Genomic DNA, 22223 nt, shown 5'->3' with positions numbered 1-22223 from the left:
GGGAGTTTGCATAATGCCATCCATCCATTTTGCCACCATTGCGCCACATCATGCCGCTGTTCCAAACGCCGCCCTCCTCCATCTGCATCCTGCGGCTCTCCGCCATCGGCGACTGCTGCCACGCGCTGGCGCTGGTGCGCGTCATCCAGCGGGCCTGGCCGACGACCCGCATCACTTGGATCACCGGCAAGATTGAAGCGACGCTTTTTGCCGATCTGCCCGGGGTCGAAGTCATCGCCTTCGACAAGAGCAAGGGCTGGCGCGGCTATCGCGAGCTCTGGCAGACCCTCAAGGGACGCCAATTCGATGCCCTGCTGCACCTGCAGGCGGCCATGCGGGCCAGCATCGCCACCCTCGGCATCCGGGCCAAGGTCAAACTCGGGTTTGATCGGGAGCGGGCCAGCGATGGCCAGTGGCTGTTCACCAACCACAAGGTGCCATCCCCCGCCTCGCCTCACGTGCTGGACGGCTTTCTCGCCTTCGCCAAAGAGCTCGGCATCCAGGATCTGACCCCGGACTGGCAACTGCCCATCAGCGCCGAGCACCAGGCCTGGGCGAAAGAGAAGATTGACGGCAAGCCGACCCTGCTCATCTGCGCCGCTGCCAGCAAGGCATTCAAGAACTGGACTGCCGCCGGCTATGCCGCGCTGGCGGATCACGCCGCAGAGAAGGGTTTTCAGGTCTATCTGTGCGGCGGGCCGGCCAAACTGGAGCGGGATCTGGCCGCCGACATTCAACGGCTGAGCCACAGCAAGCCGGTGGATCTGGTGGGGCAGACCAACCTCAAGCAGTTGCTGGCGCTGATCAAGGAAGCCAGTCTGGTGCTGGCCCCCGATACCGGCCCCACCCACATGGCCACCATTGTCGGCACACCGGTGCTCGGCCTCTATGCCCACCACAACCCGGACCGGACCGGCCCCTATCTGTGCCGTGACTACGCGGTCAGCGTCTATCAGGAGCTGGTCGAGCAGGAGACCGGCAAACCGCTGGCCGAGCTCGGCTGGCGCACCCGCCTCAAGGATCCGGACGCCATGAGCAAGATAACCCGCGAGCGGGTCATCGCCGCCTTCGACCAGCTCTGCGCCGATCGCCAGCTGCCCGCCGGGCAGCAACTCGGAATTTCCGAGCAGTGAAGCAGGGATAATCTGCTGGCCCACCCACACGGCGGCAGGCAGAATGGCGGCTGATGTGGGTGACGCTCCCGCAGCAAGCTACGAATACTTTGATCGGCTGGAATATGATTCCGGCCGTTTTTTTATCCGCCACCTTCTGTTAAAATTCGCCGCCTTTACATCCCTCTCAATTCAAGAATTTTCCGCGTTTCGGATTTGGCTGTCTCCCTTTCGGGCACAAGACGGCGGCCTCTGCTACAACCAAAACACGGTCTCGCTTAAAGGTACAGACATGGCGCAACAAGGCACTCTCTATATCATCTCCTCCCCGAGCGGAGCGGGTAAATCCAGCCTGCTCAATGCCTTGCTGACCCAGCACAACAGCGCAGGCAAGATGCAGCTGTCGGTTTCCCACACCACCCGCGCCACCCGTCCCGGTGAAGAGCACGGGGTGCACTACCACTTCGTCAAGGTGGAAGAGTTCAAGGCACTGATCGAGCGCGGCGACTTTCTGGAGTGGGCCGAGGTGTTCGGCAACTACTACGGCACCTCCCGCGCCGCCATCGAAGCCTGCCTGGCGCAGGGGATCGACGTGTTCCTCGACATCGACTGGCAGGGCGCCCGCCAGATCCGCGAGCAGATGCCGACCAAGTCCATCTTCATCCTGCCGCCCAGCCGCGAAGAGCTGGAGCGCCGCCTGATCGGCCGCGGCCAGGACAGTGCCGAGGTGATCAAGGGCCGGATGGAGAAAGCCATTGCCGAAATGGTGCACTATGACGAGTATGACTATGTCATCATCAACGAAGACTTTGAGCAGGCACTGTTCCAGCTGAGGGCCGTCATCGAGTGCCAACGGCTGGAATTGCGCCAGCAGCAGCAGGCCCAACAAAACTTGCTGCAACAGCTACTGGCAGAATAGGCCAAAAACAAGTAAACTTTTGCGTCATTTTTAAACACCGCTTTTTTAAACCGAGAAAGCCCAAACACTGGAGTCCTGCATGGCACGCGTTACTGTAGAAGATGCTGTAAAACAGGTAGGTAACCGTTTTGACCTGGTGCTGGTCGCCGCCCGCCGCGCCCGCCAAATCGCGGTTCAAGGCAAAGATCCCCTGGTTGACGAAGAGAACGACAAGCCGACCGTGATCGCCCTGCGCGAGATCGAACTGGGTCTGGTGAACAACCAGGTGATGGACACCCAGGACCGTTACGAGCAGCAAGAGCAGGAAGCCGCCGAGCTGGCTGCCGTTGCTGCCATCGCCGAAGGCCGCGGTTAAGTCAGTTATTTCTTATAGTCGGCGCCCGCCCGGGTGCCGACTGTTCTCTCCCATTTACAACCGCTCGAAAACCTCGCAAACTCAGGACTATACCCTCTATATCCACGGATTGCCGTTTCACCGCTGCGGGGACTGTCTTGTATTTATTTGAAAATCTTAAAGAAATAGCCAGTTCCTACCTGCCACCCGAGCAGGTGGAGAAGCTCAGGCAAGCCTATGTGGTGGCCCGTGATGCTCACCAGGGACAGATGCGTTCCAGCGGCGAGCCCTATATCACCCACCCGGTTGCCGTTGCCCGCATTCTTGGCGACATGCGCCTCGATCATGAAACCCTGATGGCTGCCGTGCTGCACGACGTCATCGAAGATACCCCTGTCACCAAGGCCGATCTGGCCGAACTGTTTGGCGATGCCGTCGCCGAGCTGGTAGCGGGCGTCTCCAAGCTCGACAAGCTGAAGTTTCGCGATCGCAAGGAGGCCCAGGCCGAGAACTTCCGCAAGATGGTGATGGCCATGACCCAGGATATCCGGGTCATCCTGATCAAGCTGGCCGACCGCACCCACAACATGCGCACCCTGGGCTCCCTGCGGCCAGACAAGCGCCGCCGCATCGCCCGGGAAACCCTCGAAATCTTCGCCCCCATCGCCAACCGCCTCGGTATTCACACCATGAAGAACGAGCTGGAAGAGCTGGGCTTCGAGGCGCTCTACCCCATGCGCTCGCGCGTGTTGCGCGAGTCGGTGCGCCGCGCCCGCGGCAATCGCCGCGAAATCATCGACTCCATCCAGAGCGAGATTGAAGGCCGGCTGCGCGAGGCAGGCATCGAATCCCAGGTCAGCGGCCGCGAGAAGAACCTGTTCTCCATCTACAACAAGATGGAGAAAAAAGAGCTGCAATTTCATGAGGTAATGGATATCTACGCCTTTCGTGTGAGGGTGAAGGACATAGATACCTGTTACCGGGTGCTGGGCCAGATGCACAGTCTCTACAAGCCCCGCCCCGGCCGCTTCAAGGATTACATCGCCATTCCCAAGACCAACGGCTACCAGTCGCTGCACACCTCCCTGGTGGGGCCGCACGGGGTGCCGGTGGAAGTGCAGATCCGCACCGAATTCATGGATCAGATGGCCGACAAGGGCGTTGCCGCCCACTGGGCCTACAAGCAGGATGGCGACAGCTCGGGTACCACCGCCCAGATCCGCGCCCAGCGCTGGATGCAGAGCCTGCTCGAGCTGCAGCAGAGTGCCGGCAGCTCCTTTGAATTCATCGAGGGGGTCAAGACCGACCTCTTCCCCGACGAGATCTACGTGTTCACGCCGGAAGGGCGCATCATGGAGCTGCCTGCCGGGGCTACCCCGGTGGACTTCGCTTACACTGTACACACCGACATCGGCCACGCCTGCGTCGGCTCGCGGGTCGATCGCCACCCCTATCCGCTGAGCAGCCCGCTGCACTCCGGCCAGACGGTGGAGATCATCACGGCGCCGGGGGCTCGCCCCAACGCGGCCTGGCTCAACTTCGTGGTGACCACCAAGGCCCGCTCCAAGATCCGTCAGTTCCTCAAGAACCTGCGCACCGAAGAGTCGGTGGTACTGGGTCGCCGCCTGCTCAACCATGCGCTCGGTGCCAAGAACATCGAAGACATCCCGGAACCGCGCATCAAGCAGGTGCTGGCCGACACCAAGCACGAGAACCTGCAGGGCCTGCTGGCCGACGTAGGGCTCGGCAACGCCATGAGCGTGATGGTGGCGCGCCGCATGCTGGGGGATGAACTGCCGCCGGAAGAGCAACCCAAGTCCAGCAGCAAGAAGATGCCGATCAAGGGTGCCGACGGCATGCTGGTCACCTTCGCCAACTGCTGCCGCCCCATCCCGGGGGACGCCATCATCGCCCACATCAGCCCGGGCAAGGGCCTGGTGATCCACCAGGAAGCCTGCCGCAACATCAAGGGCTACAGCAAGGAGCCGGACAAGTACCTGCCGGTACAGTGGGAAGTGGACAAGGAGCAGGAACAGGAATTCCGCACCGGCATCAGCATCGAGATCGTCAACCACCAGGGTGCCCTGGCGGAGCTGGCCAACGTGATTGCCGCGACCGGCGCCAACATTCACGCCATCAGCACCGAAGAGAAGGATGGCCGGGTCTATCTGGTCACCCTGCTCATCACCACCAAGAGCCGGATCCACCTTGCCAACATCATGCGCAAAATCCGGGTGATGCCGAACGTGCTCAAGGTGAGCCGACAGAAAAACTGACCACAGGCGGCGCAAGCCGCCTGCTGCTTTTCAAGAGACAAGCTTGACCCACCGCCGCAGGCATACCCGTTCGCCTTGGCGAGTGGGCAAGCCCTACTTCGGCATAGCCGACATGACAGCGGAACGCGTCGAACGAATTTACGACAGGCTGGCCCGGTGCCAGCCCGATTTGATCCTGTGCATGCAAGCGATGCGTGCACACACCTCACGACATAGAAACCGATATGACTCCTGAACGCTTCAAGCGCATCACCGACATGCTGGCCCAGCGCCAGCTCGATCTGACCGTCTGCATGGAAGAGGTCCACAAACCGCACAACCTGGCCGCCATCGTGCGCACCGCCGATGCCATCGGCATCCATCGGGTGCACGCGGTCTGGCCCAAAACCTGGATCCACAAGCGCAAGGGTACCGCTCGCGGCAGCCAGAACTGGGTGGACGTGAAGCTGCACCCGGACATCGGCAGCGCGGTGGCCGAGCTGAAAGCCTCCGGCATGCAGATCCTGGCGACCCACCTCTCCGACAGCTCGGTGGATTTTCGCGCCATCGACTACACCAAGCCCACCGCCATCCTGGTGGGTCAGGAGAAGCACGGCATCGGCGAAGAGGCGCTGGCCCTGGCCGATCACCATATCGTCATCCCCATGGTGGGCATGGTGCAGTCCCTCAACGTCTCGGTGGCCGCCGCCGCCATCCTCTATGAGGCCCAGCGCCAGCGCGAGCTGGCCGGCTGCTACCAGTGCGGCTGCCCGCTCGACCTGGAGGAGCAGAACAGCATACTGTTCGAGGGGGGCTACCCCATCTATGCCCAGCTCTGCAAAGAGAAAGAGATGCCCTACCCCCAGCTCGGCCCGGCCGGCGAAATCCTGGCAGACGAGCAGTGGTGGCAGCAGATGCAGCTGACCCGCAAGGGCTGGGCCGCCCAGCAATCGGATGATCCTTCGGAAGAGTACGCTGATGAAGCTTAACCACTTGCCCCTGCTGGCCCTGACCCTGTTTTCTGCCGGAGCCCTCGCCGTGAACAATCCCTATAAGCTGACGCCGGAAGCCGACATCGCCACCCTTCATCAGCAGACCCTGCCCGACTTCTGGCGCCAGCACGCCGTCGAGAGCGCCTTCAAGGGCAAGGACGGGGTCACCATCCGCTATGCCGCCCTGCGCCAGGCCAAGGTCGATCGCGCCATTCTCATCGTCAACGGCCGGGTCGAAAGCTACCTCAAGTATCAGGAGCTGGCCTGGGATCTGTGGCGTCAGGGCTACAGCCTCTACCTCATCGACCACCGCGGCCAGGGCTTGTCCGATCGGCTGCTGGCCGACCAGGAGAAGGGATATGTCGACCAGTTCGACGATTATGTGCTCGATCTCAAGCAGTTTCATGACGAGGTGATCGCCCAGGACCAGCCCGCCAAGCTGTTCCTGCTGGCCCACTCCATGGGCGGCGCCATCTCCGCCCGCTATCTGGAGCGCTGGCCCGATGATATCGAAGCGGCCGTGCTCTCCTCCCCCATGATGGGCATCAATCTCGGCGGCCTGCCCAAGTGGCTGGCCAAGGGGCTGGCGGCCACCATCGGCACGGTCGGCGGCTGGCTGGGCGAGCCTCCCTACGGCCCGGGTCAGGGCCCGTACGAGAGCCACGACTTTGCCGACAACGGTCTGAGCCACAGCGAAGCCCGCTATCAGGCCTTCCGCAAGATCTATGAGCAGCACCCGCAGATCAAGCTGGGAGGCGCCACCGCCCACTGGATCTATCAGGGATTGACGGGGGCGGACGCCGCCGTGGCCGAGGCTAGCGCCATCAAGACGCCGCTGCTGCTGCTGCAGGCCGGTGATGACGGCGTGGTGGACAACGCCGCGCAGGACGCCTTCTGCGCGCTCGCTCGCTGCGAGGGAGGCAAGCCGCTGCGCATAGAAGGGGCCTGGCACGAGCTGTTCATGGAGGCCGATCCCCAGCGCCAGGCCGCGCTCAACGCGACTCTGGCTTTCTTCGCACGCTACTAGCGGCTGGTTATTTTTTGTATCCCTAAATAAATGGGGTAGCGGGAGCGGTTGCTGTACACTGCTCCCGCTTTCATTCGTAACCCCGAGGTGATGATGTATAAGGTCGTTGTATCCGATCTCGATGGCACCCTGCTCAACGGGCAGCACCAGATCTCCCCCCGCACCCGCGATACCCTGCACCGTCTGGTGGATCAGGGGATCAAGTTCGTGGTGGCCACCGGCCGTCACCATGTGGATGTGCGCAGCATCCGCGACACGCTCGGGCTCGACATCTATCTCATCACCTCCAATGGCGCCGTGGTGCACGACAAGCAGGATCAGCTGATCTTCAACCAGGCCCTGCCGGACAGTGTGGCGGCCGAGCTGATCGCGCTGGAGCGCGACCCCTCCATCCACATCAACCTCTACTACGGCGACGAGTGGCTGGTGGAAGAGGAGATGCCCTGGCTGCTGCAGTTCCATCATGAGTCCGGCTTCAGCTATCGCCTGACCGATCTCGCCAGCCACCCGCTGGACAAGGTCAACAAGGTGTTTTACATCGGCGAGCACGAGAAGCTGCTGCAGATCGAGGCAGAGCTGAACCAGCGTTATGGTGATCGGCTCAACGTCACCTTCTCCCTGCCGGACTGCCTCGAGGTGATGCACGCCGGGGTACACAAGGGCAATGCCGTGCGCGCCGTGCTGGAGCAGCATGGGCTGGAGATGTCCCAGGCGGTGGCCTTTGGCGACGGCATGAACGACTTCGAGATGCTGAGCATGGTCGGCCGCGGCGTGGTGATGGGCAATGCCCACGACCGGCTCAAGCTGGCGCTGACCGACCACGAGCAGACCCTGAGCTCCGACGAGGATGGCGTTGCCGTCTATCTGGAGCAGTTGTTCGCCCTGCAGGGCGTCAACGTTGCCTGATGCTTCTGAACCTCATGGATACACGCCTCGGCCGTATCCATGAGGTTCACATCCGCTAAATTCCCTTCTTGTTGCCTGACGCCCTACCAGATGAGGCTTTTCAGGTTCAGCTTGTCGAACATGCTGCCCTTGTTCTGCCATGCGAAGCTCTGGTTGGCCCCACCGAAACAGTCGGCCAACCGCAGCGGGGTACCCGGCTTGTGACGACGGCCGGCCACATCCAGACAGCGGTCAGCCTTGCTGTTGAACAGCCGATCTTCCTGCCACTGCCATTGCCGGCTCTCATCCTGACACTCGGCCATGGTCAGCTCGCTCACTCCTTTGGCCACCAGGCAACGCTGGTCAAGCTGCAAGGCACCGGCATCCCAGCTGAACTGCTGGCGGGCAGTCTGGTCACAAGGCTGGGTGATCAGCTGATTGTGGTCATTGAGGGCCACGCAGAATCCGGCATCGGTTACCAGCGCAGAAGTGGCGATACTCTGCATGGGGGCTGCCCCCATCAGGATCTCGTCGGGCTTGGGTTTGTATGAGCAGCCGCTGAGGGCCACGACAACCAGCGCCAGTGTACTGACGCGAAAAGAATTTGGGTGCATATGACATGTTGGCCTGAATTGTGTTCAATAACGCCCACTTGCCGTGGGTCTGCGTCCCAGCATACCCGAAGCGACAGCGAGAAAGTGCCAACAGAAATGTAAACAGACGTGACAGAAACCTGCGGCAGCAGGCTGGCAGAAGACAGAAAGCAAAAAACCCCGCCTGAGCGGGGTTTTTCAGAATGTGGTCGGTGATAAAGGATTCGAACCTTTGACCCTCTGGTCCCAAACCAGATGCGCTACCGGGCTGCGCTAATCACCGAGGCTTTAAAAAAAGCTTTCTTTTCAAAACACAAAGACGACCATGAACGGTCATCCTCGTCATACAGCAAGTATGGTGCGAAGAGAGGGACTCGAACCCTCACACCCGGGGGGCACTAACACCTGAAGCTAGCGCGTCTACCAATTCCGCCACCTTCGCATACCTGACAAGCTGTAAAATGGGGTGGCTGATGGGGCTCGAACCCACGACAACCGGAATCACAATCCGGGACTCTACCAACTGAGCTACAGCCACCACAGCTGTTTTCGTTCTTCAACTCGCCCGCTTAACCGGCGCACTTTTGATGGTGCGCCCGACAGGATTCGAACCTGTGACCTCTGCCTCCGGAGGGCAGCGCTCTATCCAGCTGAGCTACGGGCGCTACGCTGTCGAACGGGGCGCAATATTAATGATGGGGACCCACCTTGTCTACTATTTTTTTATCCCACAGAATCAACCGCTTGTTTTTTCATCGTTTCTGGCTTTTTTTAAGCGTTTTTGTTTCATTCAGGCTGGATCCAGCCCAGCTCCGCTACTTTTGGCTCCCCCCACATAGCAATCCGATGATGGGCAAAACTTGACTTGCCTCAAAGCCCCCCTAGAATGAATGAACGTTCATTCAGCCGTTGTGATCATCCCGTCATGAACAAGAAAGAACGCATTTTCGATGCGGCTCATGAAGTACTCGGCGAACAGGGTTTCCACGGCCTCTCCATTGCCGTGGTGGCCAAGAAAGCCAGAGTGGCGGCAGGCACCATCTATCGCTATTTCAGCGACAAGGATGACCTGATCCGCCAACTCTATCGGCACACCATCCTCCAGTGTCATCCCCTGGTCATGGAAGGCGTGCAGACAGAGGAGGTATCGTTCGAACAATTTCGGCGTTTGTGGCTCAACATCCACGCCATCTTTGTCGACGAACCGAACGCGCTCAAATGCAAATTGCAGTATGAAACGTCCCCGCTGGGAGCGGAGCTGGAGCAGGACCCGGTCATCAAGGCTGCCTGGGCCCCGCTGGATCGCTTCTTCGAACGGGGTCTGGAGCAGGGTCTGTTTATCGACCTGCCCGTCCGGGTACTGCAGGTGCTGAGCCTGGATTGCGTGGCAAATATGGCGCTGCAAAGCCAGGTGCACCAATTCGAACTGACGCAAGACCAGCTGGAAGCCGTGATCCGGGCCTGCTGGCGAGCTATTTTGACCCCTTAAACATTGCACTCATATCTCAGGAGCGAGAGTTCATGAAAAAGTGGATGAGCATCATGTTGCTCATCGCGCTGGCCCTGTTCGGCAGCGTGATTGGCTTCAACCTGTTCAAGCAAAAGATGATAGCCAACTACATGGCCAACATGCCGGAGCCCGAGTTTCCGGTCACCACCCACAAGGTGGAGACCCGCGACTGGGTGCCGACCATCGAGGCCATCGGTTTCATCGAACCCAACCAGGGGGTAACCCTGTCAACCGAGCAATCCGGCACCATCGACAGCATCTCCTTCGAGTCGGGTGATACCGTCAAGCCGGATCAGCTGCTGCTGAGCCTGGATGCCAGCGTCGAGAAGGCCAACCTGCGCGCCTCCATGGCCAAGCTGCCGGCGGCCAAGGCCAAGTTCGATCGCTATCAGAACCTGTTCACCAAGGGATCCATCTCCCGCGACCAGCTGGATGACACCGAGGCGACCTACCGCTCCCTCGAGGCCGATATCGAGAGTCTGAAATCGACCATCGCCCGCCGCGAAGTGCGCGCACCGTTTGCCGGCGTAGTCGGCCTGCGCAACGTCTTCCTCGGCCAGTACCTGCAACCGGGTACCGACATCGTCCGGCTGGAAGACACCAGCGTGATGCGCCTGCGCTTCACCGTGCCGCAGACCGATATCTCCCGCATTCGCCTGAATCAGGACATCCTGATCAACGTGGATTCCTACCCGCATCGCCAGTTCAAGGGCCACATCAGCGCCATCGAACCGGCCGTCAACTACCAGAGCGGCCTGATCCAAGTGCAGGCGGACATCCCCAACAACGATGGCCAGCTGCGCTCCGGCATGTTTGCCCGCGCCAGCATTCTGCTGCCGGCCCAGAAGGACCAGATCGTGCTGCCGCAGACCGCCATCACCTTTACCCTGTATGGCGAGAACGTCTACCTGGTCAAGGAGAAGGATGGCGTGAAGCGCGTCGAACAGGTGGTGGTCAAGGTCAGCGAGCGCAAGGGCAACGATGCGCACGTGGTCTCCGGCATCAAGGCGGGTGACGAAGTGGTTATGTCCGGCCAGGTACGCCTGAGCAACGGCGCCAAAGTGAAAATCGTGCAGGACCAGGGCCTGAAGGTTCCGGACCAGGTTCCCATGCTGTAAAACGCGGAGAGACAGATGCGCTTTACCGATATATTCATCAAGCGGCCCATCCTGGCCATCTCGATCAGCTTTCTGATCGCGTTGCTGGGTGTCCAGGCCGTGTTCAAGATGCAGGTGCGGGAATACCCCGAGATGACCAACACGGTCGTCACGGTCAGCACCAGCTACTATGGCGCGAGTGCCGACCTGATCCAGGGCTTCATCACCCAGCCACTGGAACAGGCCATCGCCCAGGCGGACAACATCGACTTCATGACGTCGTCCACCCAGCTCGGCAGCTCGACCATCACTGCCTACATGAAGCTCAACACCAACCCGAATGCGGCCCTGTCCGACATTCTGGCCAAGGTCAACTCGGTACGTTCCCAGTTGCCGAAGGAGTCTGAAGATCCCTCGGTGACCATGTCGACCGGCTCGACCACGGCGGTGCTCTACATCGGCTTTACCAGCCCCGAGCTCAACGCCAGCCAGATCACCGACTACCTGGAGCGGGTCATCAAGCCCCAGCTCTTCACCGTCGGCGGCGTCTCCAAGGTCGACATGTACGGTGGTACCAAGTACGCCCTGCGGGTGTGGCTGGATCCGGCCAAGATGGCGGCGTTCAACCTGACCGCCGCGGACGTGATGAGCGTGCTCAACAGCAACAACTATCAGTCCGCCACCGGCCAGGCCACCGGTTACTTCACCCTCTACAACGGCAATGCCGAGACCCAGGTCAACACCACCGAGGAGCTCGAACGCCTGGTAGTGGCCACCCGTGACAGCAAGGTGATCCGTCTGGCAGACATCGCCAAGGTCAGCCTGGAGAAGAGCCACGATACCTATCGCGCCACCGCCAACGGCCGCGAGGCCGTGGTACTGGCCATCAACGCGGCGCCGACCGCCAACCCGATCAACATCGCCCACGACGTGCTGGAGATGCTGCCGAGCCTGAAGAGCAACATGCCGAGCACCATGGAGGCCAACGTCCTCTATGACTCGACCGTTGCCATCAACGAGTCGATCAGCGAGGTGATCAAGACCATCGCCGAGGCAGCCGCCATCGTGCTGGTGGTGATCACCCTGTTCCTTGGCTCGTTCCGGGCGGTCATCATCCCGATTATCACCATTCCCCTCAGCCTGATCGGGGTGGTGATGGTGATGCAGATGTTCGGCTTCTCCATCAACCTGATGACCCTGCTGGCCATGGTACTGGCCATCGGTCTGGTGGTGGATGACGCCATCGTGGTATTGGAGAATGTGGATCGCCACGTCAAGGAGGGGGAAGAACCGTTCCGGGCCGCCATTATAGGTACCCGTGAAATCGCCGTGCCGGTCATCGCCATGACGGTCACCCTGGCCGCCGTGTATGCGCCCATCGCCCTGATGGGGGGCATCACCGGCTCCCTGTTCAAGGAGTTTGCCCTCACCCTGGCCGGCGCCGTATTCGTGTCGGGCATCATAGCGCTGACCCTGTCGCCCATGATGTGCGCCAAGATGCTCAAGGCCAACGAGGAGCCGGGCAAGTTCGAGAGCAAGGTACATCACCTGCTCGACCGCATGACGGTCCGCTACGATGCCATGCTGCACGCCGTGATGCAGAAGCGCATCGTGGTGGTGCTGTTCGCCATCATCGTCTTCGCCAGCCTGCCGATGCTGTTCAAGTTCATTCCGAGCGAACTGGCACCGAACGAAGACAAGGGCGTCATGGCCGTGCTGGGTACCGCCCCCTCCAACGTCAACCTGGACTACATCCAGGGCACCATGGAGCAGGTGAACAAGGTGCTGGACGAACAGCCGGAAGTGGCCTTCTCCCAGGTCTTCTCCGGGGTGTTCAACGCCAACCAGGCGTTCGGTATCGCCTCCATGGTGCCGTGGAGCCAGCGTGAAGCGAGCCAGAAAGAGGTGCTGGAACGGGTTGGCAAGCTGGTCGAGAACGTGCCCGGCATGTCCATCACCACCTTCCAGTTCCCGGAATTGCCGGGTGCCTCGAGCGGCCTGCCGATCCAGTTCGTCATCACCACGCCGAACAACTTCGAGAGCCTCTATCAGGTGGCAAGCGAGATCCTGACCGCAGCCCAGGGGAGCGGACGCTTCGTCTACTCCGAGCTGGACCTGCAGTACGACTCCGCCACCATGAAGATCAAGATCGACAAGGACAAGGCGGGTGCCTACGGCATCACCATGCAGGACATCGGCATTACCCTGGGCACCATGATGTCGGACGGTTACGTCAACCGGATCGACCTGGATGGCCGCTCCTACGAGGTGATCCCGCAGGTCGAGCGCAAATACCGCCTCAACCCCGAGTCGATCAAGGGCTACTACGTGCGGGCGGCCGATGGCCAGTCCATCCCGCTCGGCAGCCTGATCAGCATCGAGGTGGTCGGCGAGCCGCGCGCCCTGCCCCACTTCAACCAGCTCAACTCGGCCACCATAGGTGCCGTGCTGATGCCGGGCACCACCATGGGCAACGCCATCGCCTGGCTGGATGCCACCGCCAGCGAGAAACTGCCGCAGGGTTACCGTTACGACTACATGGGCGAAGCCCGCCAGTTCGTGACCGAAGGCAGCGCCCTGTACGCCACCTTCGCCCTGGCGCTGGCCATCATCTTCCTGGTGCTGGCGATCCAGTTCGAGTCGGCCCGCGACCCGCTGGTGATCATGGTCTCCGTGCCGCTGGCCATCAGTGGCGCGCTGATCGCGCTGGCCTGGGGTGCCGCCACCATGAACATCTACTCTCAGGTGGGTCTGATCACCTTGGTCGGCCTGATTACCAAGCACGGTATCCTGATCTGCGAGGTGGCCAAGGAGGAGCAGCTGCTACACGGTCGCAACCGGATGGAAGCCGTGATGGCCGCCGCCAAGGTACGTCTGCGTCCCATCCTGATGACCACGGCCGCCATGATCGCCGGTCTCATCCCGCTGCTCTATGCAACGGGGGCCGGGGCTGCCCAGCGCTTCAGCATCGGTATCGTGATCGTGGCCGGTCTGGCCATCGGCACACTGTTCACCTTGTTCGTGCTGCCGGTGATCTACACCTACCTGGCCTCCGAACACAAACCGCTGCCGGTGTTTGACGAATCCATTCCGCCCAAGGCGAAAGGGAGTCATTAAAAACCGTTCTTAATCAACAAGGCCCCGTTTCGGGGCCTTGTTTTTATCACGCTAACGAAACACGACATAAGTGCATGAAGCAGTTAAACTAAATGGCAATATATCCAGACCGCAAGGACGCCATGTCAGGACTCTTCTCCAAGACCGCTAGGGCCGTCGGCCGTAACGGACTCTCATACCGCCTGCTCTCCTACATTCTGGTGTGCAGTACCGTATTGGCGATGATCATTACGGTGTTGCAGCTTGCCTGGGATTACCGCAAGGACGTGGCGGTGATCGAGGACAGCATCGGCCAGATCGAAGCTTCCTTCCTGCAGCCCATCGCTGCCAGCCTGTGGAACCTGGACGAAGAGCAGGTCAAGGTACAGATCGAAGGCATCATGAACCTGCCCAACATGCAGTTCGTGATGGTGAAGGAGATGCTCGGCAACTCGGAAGTGCCGCTGCTGACCCAGGGGGTGGAACGGGAAAGCTACGATATCTCCCGCGAGTTCAACCTCACCTATCAGGGCGAAGTGGTGGGCAAGCTGTTCGTCGCCGCCTCCCTCGAGCAGATCTACCAGCGCCTCATTGAGAAATCGGTGCTCATCATGGTCAGCCAGACCATCAAGACCCTGGTGGTCTCGTTCTGCATCCTGATCATCATCTACTACCTGGTGGTGCGGCACCTCAACCGCATCGCCAACTATGCCCAGAAGTTCAATCTGGACCGGCTGGCCATCGAGCTCACCCTGGAGGGGCGCCCCCTGCCCCGCAAGAAACCCGACGAGCTCGACACCCTGGTCGCCACCCTCAACCAGATGCGAACCCGGCTCAACGACGAATTTGCGGCGCGCCATCAGGCCGCCGAGCAGCTGCAACAGGAGCGGGACTTCTCCGCCACCCTGATCAACTCGGCCAACATGGTCATCTGCTGCATGGAGCCGGACCTCAACATCGCCAGCATCAACCCGGCGGCCATTCTGCTGACTGGCTACCACCAGCAGGAGATACTGCAGCACAACTGGCTGGATCTGTTCGTCAGCAAGGCCCAGCGCGATGAGCTGGCGGCCATCCTGGCCGATCACGGTTCCATCGAGGACAAAGAGGTCATCATGCATGACCAGCAGGGCCACGAGCTGGTACTGCAGTGGACCTTCGCCCCCTTCTACGAGGGGCCCAACCTCAAGTATCTGATCGGCTTTGGCTACGACATCACCCGCCTCAAGAAGGTGGAGCGGGAGATCATCCAGCTCAACGAACAGCTGGAGGGCAAGGTGGTGGAGCGTACCCGCAGCCTGAGCGATGCCAACGACCAGCTGGGCAAGGCCTACGACGACCTGAAACAGGCCCAGCAGACTCTGGTGGAGTCGGAGAAGATGGCCTCCCTCGGTTCACTGGTGGCCGGCGTGGCCCACGAGATCAACACCCCCATCGGCATCAGCGTGACCGCCTCCTCCTACCTGCAGGAGCGGGTGGCCGACTTCAAGCAGCACATCGACTCCAAGCAGCTGTCGCGCTCCTATCTCACCGAATTTACCGTCAACCTCGACGAGTCCATGCAGCTGCTGCAGGGCAACCTGCGCCGCGCCTCGGAGCTCATCGCCAGCTTCAAGCAGGTGGCGGTGGATCAGTCGTCCGAGGCTCGCTACAACTTCAGCCTCGCCGACAACCTGCACCAGGTGGTGGTCTCCCTCGGCCACAAGCTGAAGAAGGCCCAGTGCGAGGTGGATATCCAGTGCGATCCCAAGCTGTCAATCTTCTCCTTCCCTGGCAGCTTCACCCAGATCTATTCGAACCTGATCCTCAACTCCATCAACCACGGCTTCGACAACTGGGACAAGCCCAAGAAGATCACCATCAAGGTGGAACAGCAGGGTGAAGAGCTGCTGATCGACTACAGCGACAACGGCCGCGGCATCCCGCCCGAGATCTTGCCGCGCATCTTCGACCCCTTCGTCACCTCCAAGCGGGGCCAGGGCGGCAGCGGGCTCGGCACCCACATCATCTACAACCTGGTGGTGCAGCTGCTGCGCGGTCGCATCAACTGCGTCAGCGAGCCGGACAACGGCGCCCAGTTCCATATTCGCCTGCCGATCCAACATAACTGAGCACTGGCTCTTGTGAGCCAGCCGCTTTATCCCCATCATGCTGTGATTGCATTCTTAATGAGCGGAGAACCTCGCAATGGCACAGCATTTTGACTATATCGCCATCGGCGGCGGCAGCGGCGGCATCGCCTCGGCCAACCGGGCTGCCATGTACGGTAAGAAAGTTGCCCTGATTGAAGCCAAAGAGTTGGGTGGAACCTGCGTCAACGTCGGCTGCGTGCCGAAGAAGGCCATGTGGTATGCCGGCCAGATCGCCGATGCCCTGAAATATGGCGCCGACTACGGCTTTGACACCACCCTCAACCACTTCAACTGGGCCAAGCTGGTCGAGTCCCGCCAGGCCTACATCGGCCGCATTCATCAGTCCTACCAGAACGTGCTGGGCAAGAACCAGATCACCGTCATCAAGGGCTTCGCCCGCTTCGTCAGCAGCAACACCATCGAAGTGAATGGCGAGCAGTACAGCGCCGATCACATCCTGATCGCCACCGGCGGCCGCCCTGAAGTGCCGGCCATTCCGGGCGCCGAGCTGGGCATCGACTCCGACGGCTTCTTCGAGCTGCAGAGCCAGCCCAAACGGGTCGCCGTGGTAGGAGCCGGCTATATCGCAGTGGAGATCGCCGGGGTGATGCAGGCGCTCGGCTCCGAGACTCACCTGGTAGTGCGCAAACACGCCCCACTGCGCAACTTCGACCCCATGATCCACGAGACCCTGGTGGAGATCATGGCGCAGGAAGGGCCCAAGCTGCACACCCACGCCATTCCAAAAGCCGTGGTCAAGAACGCCGATGAGAGCCTGACCCTGCAGCTGGAAGATGGTCGCCACCTCACCGTCGACTGCCTGATCTGGGCCATCGGCCGCGTCCCGGCCACCGACAACCTCAATCTGGCCGCCGCCGGTATCGAGTTGGACGAGAAGGGCTTTATCCCGACCGACAAGTTCCAGAACACCGCCGTCGCCAACGTCTATGCCGTCGGTGACAACACCGGCCGCATCCAGCTCACCCCGGTGGCTGTCGCGGCAGGCCGCCGCCTCTCCGAACGGCTGTTCAACAACAAACCCAACGAGCACCTCAATTACGATCTGGTGCCAACCGTGGTGTTCAGCCACCCGCCCATCGGCACCATCGGCCTGACCGAGCCGGAAGCCATCGCCGAATACGGTGAAGATCAGGTCAAGGTCTACCGCAGCCAGTTCACCGCCATGTACTCGGCGCTGACCCAGCATCGCCAGCCCACCCGGATGAAGCTGGTCTGCGTCGGGCCGGAAGAGAAGGTGGTCGGCCTGCACGGCATCGGCTTCGCCATGGACGAGATCCTGCAAGGCTTCGGCGTCGCCATGAAGATGGGCGCTACCAAGGCGGACTTCGACAACTGCGTCGCCATCCATCCCACCAGCGCGGAAGAGTTTGTGACCATGCGATAAGCATGTTTGAAACTGGCCTGTCACTCTCAGACCAGTCTCAGCCACTTACCTACCAAACCCGGCCCAGGCCGGGTTTTTTGATCGCAGCCCACCCCTCCCACTCTGCCAATCCCCTCCTTTTTACGCCGATTTTACGCCAGCCAAATCGGGCTTTATGGCGCCTTTACGCCCGTTTTACATACCCTTTCAACGTCAATGAGACCTATGGGATCGACACGGATATGCATCGATCCCTGACGCTAATTACCTCAACGGAGTCGTTATGAATTGGCTATATCTGCTGCTGGTCCTCGCCCTCGCGGGTTATCTGCTGCGCGCCCTCGCGCGCACCCATGAGTGAGGAACCGGATATGTGGCAAGAGATCATCTATCCCGTCGCGTTCCTGCTGCTGGTGCTGCTGCCGGCGCCTCTGCTTGGCAGCTACCTGTATCGGGTATTTGAAGGCAAGAGTCGCTGGCTGGCCCCGCTTGAGCGCGCCACCCTGGCCTGCTGCGGCACGGACGGGCGCGAGCAGGACTGGAAGTCCTACGCCCTCAGCCTGCTGGCCTTCAACGGCGCCGGCTTCGGCCTGCTGTTCCTGATCCTGCTGGCGCAGGGGCTGCTGCCCCTCAACCCGCAGCAGCTGCCCGGGCTGAACTGGCAACTCGCCTTCAACACCGCGGTCAGCTTCATGACCAACACCAACTGGCAGGCCTACTCCGGCGAAGCCAGCCTCTCCTACTTCAGCCAGATGGTGGGGCTCACCACCCAGAACTTCGTCTCCGCCGCCACCGGCGCTGCCGTCGCCATCGCCCTGTTTCGCGGCATCGCCCGCCAGCAGACCACCCACCTCGGCAACTTCTGGCAGGATCTGGTGCGTTTCTGTCTCTACGTGCTGCTGCCGATGGCGCTGATCCTGGCGCTGCTGCTGGTCTGGCAGGGGGTGCCCCAGAGCCTGTCGGCCTACCTGCCGTTCCACGCGCTGGAAGGCCAGGAGCAGCTGCTGCCGCTCGGCCCGGCCGCCTCCCAGATCGCCATCAAGCAGCTCGGCTCCAACGGCGGCGGCTTCTTCGGCATCAACTCGGCCCATCCGTTCGAGAACCCCACAGCCCTCTCCAACTGGCTGGAGATGGTCGCCCTGCTGACGCTGGCCGCCGCCATGGTCTGCACCCTGGGTCGCTACGTGAAGGATCTGGCCCACAGCCGCGCCATTCTCATCGCCATGACCATCATGCTGGTGCTGGGGCTCTGCCTCGCCATTGGCCAGGAGCTGAAACCGGATCCCGCCCTCGCCCACCTCACCAGCGAAGCCGGCAACTGGGAAGGCAAGGAGAGCCGCTTCGGCCCCGTGCTGTCCAGCATCTGGGAAGTGGCCACCACCGCCGCCTCCAACGGCTCGGTCAACGCCATGCACGACAGCTTCGCCCCGCTCGCCGGCATGGTCGCCATGATCAACATGCTGCTGGGTGAAGTGGTGTTCGGCGGCGTCGGGGCCGGCATCTACGGCATGATGCTGTTCGTGCTGCTGACCGTGTTTCTGTGCGGCCTGATGGTGGGGCGCACCCCGACCTATCTGGGCAAACGGCTCGGTATCACCGAGATGAAGTGGGTGGTCGCCAGCATGCTGGTGATGCCGGTCGGGGTATTGGTGATCGGCGGTATTACCCTGCTGATGCCGGACTCCGCCACCGTCATCGGTCACGACGGCCCCCACGGCCTGTCCCGGCTGATCTATGCCTACGCCTCGGCCGCCGGCAACAACGGCTCCGCCTTCGCCGGCTTTGCCGCCGCCGACAGCTGGCAGTGCATCGCCATCGGGCTGGCCATGCTGCTCGGCCGCTTCGGCTACATCATTCCGGTGCTGGCCATCGCCGGCCAGCTGGCCCGCGCCCCGCGCCAGGAGCGAAGCGAGGGGGACTTCCCCGTCAGCGGCCCGCTCTTCATCACCCTGCTGATCGTCACCGTGCTGCTGATGGGGGGTCTCTCCTTCCTGCCGGTGCTGGCGCTGGGCCCGGTGGCGGAACACCTGAGCCTGCTGGGAGGTGCCTTCTGATGCTGCACACCCGACTGATCTGCGTGACCAACTATTCGATGCAGGGAGCTTTCCAATGAGCAAGTCCGCTTCAATGAGCACCGACACCATTCAGGTGAAGGGCAAGAAACAGAAATCACAGATCCTGCAGGCCATGGTGGAAGCCCTCTATCGCTTCAACCCCAGGGCGCTGTTCGGCAGCCCCATCCTGTTCACCCTCTGGCTGGCGGCCGTGATGGCGACCCTGGAGTCGCTGCTGGGGCAACCGCTCTCCGGCGTCGTTCCTTCGCTGGCCTGGCAGCTGACCGCCTGGCTCTGGCTCACCCTCTGGTTTGCCAACTTCGCCGAAACCCTGGCCGAGGGGCGCGGCAAGGCGCGGGCCGACAGCCTGAAGGCCGGCATGAGCCAGCTCAAGGCGCGTCGGGTCACCAGTCCGCAGGATGACAAGGGCGAATGGGTGCCGGCCACCAGCCTGCTCAAGGGCGATCTGGTGCTGGTGCGCAGCGGCGAGATGATCCCGGCCGACGGCGAAGTGGTCGCCGGCATCGCCTCGGTCAACGAGGCGGCCATCACCGGCGAATCCGCCCCCGTCATCCGCGAGTCGGGCACCGACCGCAGCGGCGTGACCGGCAACACCACCGTCGTCTCCGACCAGATCTGGGTGCACATCAGCAACAACCCGGGCGAAAGCACGCTGGATCGGATGATTGCGCTGGTGGAAGGGGCCAAGCGACAGAAGACCCCCAACGAGATGGCGCTGGACGCCCTGCTGGTGGGGCTGACCCTGATCTTCCTGCTGGTGGTGGCCACCCTGCCCTGGTTCCTCGACTACAACGGCACCCAGGTGCCCCGGCTCTATCTGCTGGCGCTGTTCATCACCCTGATCCCGACCACCATCGGCGGTCTGCTCTCCGCCATCGGCATCGCCGGCATGGACCGGCTGGTGAAGCTCAACGTGATCGCCAAATCGGGCCGGGCGGTGGAAGCCGCCGGCGACGTGCGCACCCTGCTGCTGGACAAGACTGGCACCATCACCTTCGGCAACCGGATGGCAGACGAGCTGATCCCTGCCCCCGGCGTGGACCCCTCCCTGCTGGCCCAGGCCGCCATGCTGGCCTCGCTCGGTGACAACACTCCCGAGGGCAAATCCATCCTGACCCTGGCGGGCAAGAGCCACACCAGACCGAGCCAGCTAGAGAGCGACATCCTCATCCCCTTCAGCGCCGAGACCCGGCTGAGCGGGCTGGATCGCAACGGCCATCACTATCGCAAGGGGGCGGTGGACGCGGTGCTGCGCTACCTCTCGCTCGATCGCAAGGCGGTGCCGGAGCTCATCCTCAAATCGGTGGACAACATCGCCCGCCAGGGCGGCACCCCGCTGCTGGTCTGCACCCACGAGAAGCTGCTGGGGGTGGTGTTCCTCAAGGACATCATCAAGCCGGGCATCAAGGCCCGCTTCCAGATCTTGCGCCACATGGGGATCCGCACCGTGATGATCACCGGTGACAACCCGCTGACCGCCGCCGCCATCGCCGCCGAGGCCGGGGTGGATGACTTCATCGCCGAGGCGACGCCGGAGAAGAAGCTGGCCTACATCCGTCAGGAGCAGGCCGACGGCCGGCTGGTCGCCATGTGCGGGGACGGTGCCAACGACGCCCCGGCGCTGGCCCAGGCCGACGTGGGCCTGGCCATGAACGAGGGGACCCAGGCCGCCAAGGAGGCGGGCAACCTGGTGGATCTCGACTCCAACCCCACCAAGCTGCTGGACGTGGTGCTGGTGGGCAAGCAGCTGCTGGTGACCCGTGGCGCCCTGACCACCTTCTCCATCGCCAACGACGTGGCCAAGTACTTCGCCATCCTGCCGGCCCTGTTCATCGCCGCCTATCCGCAGCTGGGGGTGCTGAACCTGATGCAACTGGGCAGCCCGGAAAGCGCCATCCTGTCGGCCATCATCTTCAATGCCCTGATCATCGTCGCGCTGGTGCCGCTGGCCCTGCGCGGGGTCAGCCTGCAGGGCTCGGCCGCCAGCCTGCTGCGCCGCAACCTGCTGATCTACGGCGTCGGCGGCCTGATAGTGCCTTTCATAGGTATCAAGCTGATCGACCTGGTCATCACCGGTCTGGGGTTGGTGTGATGAGAGCACTGCACGATGGTATCCACGGCCAGATCGTACCCCCATACATCGGTATCAAGCTGATCGACCTGGTCGTCACCGGCCTGGGGCTGGTGTAACGGCATTACCGGATGCGGGGCAGACCCGCATCCAACCAACGTATTTGGAGCAAGAAAATCATGATAGCAATCAGAACCCTGCTGACCCTGACCCTGCTGCTGGGGGTGGCGTATCCGCTGGCCGTCACCGGGCTGGCCCAGCTGCTCTTCCCCTGGCAGGCCAACGGCAGCCTGCTCACCAACGCCAAACAGCAGGTGGTCGGCAGCGCCCTGCTGGCACAGAAGTTCGAGCGGGCCGACTACTTCCACTCCCGCCCCTCCGCCAGCGACTTCGCCACCATAGGCGGAGGTGCCAGCAACCTGGGGATGAGCTCGCCGCTGCGGGCCGAGTTTGCCGCCGCGGCGGCCAGGGCGCAGCCGGAAGCCAGGGACCCCGCCCTGCTGACCCGCTCCGCTTCCGGCCTCGATCCCCATCTGCCACTCGCTGCAGCGCTGGCTCAGGTAGAGCGGGTCGCCGGGCAACGCGGGCTGGATCCCGTTCAGCTGACGGAGCAGGTCAAGTCGGCGGCACAAGCTGGTATCCTTGGCCCGCAGGTGGTCAACATTCTCCAGTTGAACCTGCAACTCGATCATCAAAAGGGCGCCTGAGGGCGCTCCTTGCCGTTCGGGACAGGCTCCCTTT

The 22223-nt window shown here is 61.9% G+C and carries 16 protein-coding genes and 4 tRNA genes; 15 read left to right on the top strand and 5 right to left on the bottom strand.

The window, feature by feature from the left end; translation table 11 throughout:
* Positions 1-50 precede the first annotated feature (50 nt).
* From QLG02_RS21625 to QLG02_RS21595, 7 genes are all read left to right on the top strand, one after another.
* Positions 51-1133 (top strand): glycosyltransferase family 9 protein, encoded by a 1083-nt coding sequence (locus QLG02_RS21625; protein WP_282466080.1) that lies wholly within the window; start codon positions 51-53, stop codon positions 1131-1133.
* A 271-nt stretch (positions 1134-1404) separates the two neighbouring features.
* On the top strand, positions 1405-2031 hold the full coding sequence (gene gmk, locus QLG02_RS21620; protein WP_016348898.1) for a guanylate kinase: 627 nt from the start codon (positions 1405-1407) through the stop codon (positions 2029-2031).
* Positions 2032-2110: 79 nt separating this feature from the next.
* Positions 2111-2386 carry a DNA-directed RNA polymerase subunit omega gene (gene rpoZ, locus QLG02_RS21615; protein ID WP_005307060.1) on the top strand — a complete coding sequence of 92 codons (276 nt, stop codon included), beginning with the start codon at positions 2111-2113 and terminating at the stop codon, positions 2384-2386.
* 137 nt (positions 2387-2523) lie between these two features.
* Positions 2524-4641, top strand: coding sequence for a bifunctional GTP diphosphokinase/guanosine-3',5'-bis pyrophosphate 3'-pyrophosphohydrolase (spoT, locus tag QLG02_RS21610; protein WP_011704079.1), 2118 nt, complete (start codon positions 2524-2526; stop codon positions 4639-4641).
* Between the two features lie 224 nt (positions 4642-4865).
* Entirely contained in the window at positions 4866-5609 is a 744-nt protein-coding gene (trmH, locus tag QLG02_RS21605) for a tRNA (guanosine(18)-2'-O)-methyltransferase TrmH (protein WP_282466079.1), read from the top strand.
* Entirely contained in the window at positions 5599-6639 is a 1041-nt protein-coding gene (locus tag QLG02_RS21600) for an alpha/beta fold hydrolase (RefSeq protein ID WP_282466078.1), read from the top strand. The genes trmH and QLG02_RS21600 overlap by 11 nt, the downstream gene beginning before the upstream one ends.
* 93 nt (positions 6640-6732) lie before the next feature.
* On the top strand, positions 6733-7545 hold the full coding sequence (locus tag QLG02_RS21595) for a Cof-type HAD-IIB family hydrolase (RefSeq protein ID WP_282466077.1): 813 nt from the start codon (positions 6733-6735) through the stop codon (positions 7543-7545).
* Positions 7546-7628: 83 nt separating this feature from the next.
* On the opposite strand, the gene QLG02_RS21590 is transcribed toward QLG02_RS21595, so the two are convergent.
* The 5 genes from QLG02_RS21590 to QLG02_RS21570 all read right to left on the bottom strand — a co-directional run bounded on the left by QLG02_RS21590 (position 7629) and on the right by QLG02_RS21570 (position 8782).
* Positions 7629-8138, bottom strand: coding sequence for an RICIN domain-containing protein (locus QLG02_RS21590; RefSeq protein ID WP_166464675.1), 510 nt, complete (start codon positions 8136-8138; stop codon positions 7629-7631).
* 185 nt (positions 8139-8323) lie between these two features.
* Positions 8324-8400 (bottom strand) — tRNA-Pro (locus QLG02_RS21585).
* 73 nt (positions 8401-8473) lie between these two features.
* Positions 8474-8559, bottom strand: a tRNA-Leu gene (locus QLG02_RS21580).
* A gap of 20 nt (positions 8560-8579) precedes the next feature.
* Positions 8580-8655 (bottom strand) — tRNA-His (locus QLG02_RS21575).
* Between the two features lie 50 nt (positions 8656-8705).
* Positions 8706-8782 (bottom strand) — tRNA-Arg (locus tag QLG02_RS21570).
* Between the two features lie 260 nt (positions 8783-9042).
* On the opposite strand from QLG02_RS21570, the gene QLG02_RS21565 reads away from it, so the two are divergent.
* The 8 genes from QLG02_RS21565 to QLG02_RS21530 all read left to right on the top strand — a co-directional run bounded on the left by QLG02_RS21565 (position 9043) and on the right by QLG02_RS21530 (position 22189).
* The gene (locus QLG02_RS21565) at positions 9043-9606 is read left to right on the top strand and encodes a TetR/AcrR family transcriptional regulator (RefSeq protein WP_016348886.1); all 564 of its coding nucleotides are present in this window, start codon (positions 9043-9045) and stop codon (positions 9604-9606) included.
* A gap of 32 nt (positions 9607-9638) precedes the next feature.
* Entirely contained in the window at positions 9639-10745 is a 1107-nt protein-coding gene (locus tag QLG02_RS21560) for an efflux RND transporter periplasmic adaptor subunit (protein ID WP_011704066.1), read from the top strand.
* Between the two features lie 15 nt (positions 10746-10760).
* Positions 10761-13841 (top strand): multidrug efflux RND transporter permease subunit, encoded by a 3081-nt coding sequence (locus QLG02_RS21555; protein ID WP_282466076.1) that lies wholly within the window; start codon positions 10761-10763, stop codon positions 13839-13841.
* Positions 13842-13963: 122 nt separating this feature from the next.
* Positions 13964-15931 (top strand): ATP-binding protein, encoded by a 1968-nt coding sequence (locus tag QLG02_RS21550; RefSeq protein WP_282466075.1) that lies wholly within the window; start codon positions 13964-13966, stop codon positions 15929-15931.
* A gap of 76 nt (positions 15932-16007) precedes the next feature.
* The gene (gene gorA, locus QLG02_RS21545) at positions 16008-17357 is read left to right on the top strand and encodes a glutathione-disulfide reductase (protein WP_124251562.1); all 1350 of its coding nucleotides are present in this window, start codon (positions 16008-16010) and stop codon (positions 17355-17357) included.
* Between the two features lie 350 nt (positions 17358-17707).
* A complete protein-coding gene (kdpA, locus tag QLG02_RS21540) occupies positions 17708-19390 on the top strand; it encodes a potassium-transporting ATPase subunit KdpA (RefSeq protein WP_282466074.1) in 1683 nt (560 codons plus the stop codon).
* 55 nt (positions 19391-19445) lie between these two features.
* Positions 19446-21503, top strand: a complete 2058-nt coding sequence (kdpB, locus tag QLG02_RS21535; RefSeq protein ID WP_139393447.1) for a potassium-transporting ATPase subunit KdpB — start codon at positions 19446-19448, stop codon at positions 21501-21503.
* Positions 21504-21661: 158 nt separating this feature from the next.
* On the top strand, positions 21662-22189 hold the full coding sequence (locus QLG02_RS21530) for a potassium-transporting ATPase subunit C (protein WP_039214110.1): 528 nt from the start codon (positions 21662-21664) through the stop codon (positions 22187-22189).
* Positions 22190-22223: the final 34 nt, after the last annotated feature.

Origin of the sequence: Aeromonas sp. V90_14 (genome assembly GCF_029967615.1) — a bacterium.
GTDB lineage: Bacteria > Pseudomonadota > Gammaproteobacteria > Enterobacterales > Aeromonadaceae > Aeromonas > Aeromonas hydrophila.
The sequence above is the reverse complement of the archived record's forward strand: the minus strand, read 5'-3'. Positions and strand labels throughout refer to the sequence as shown.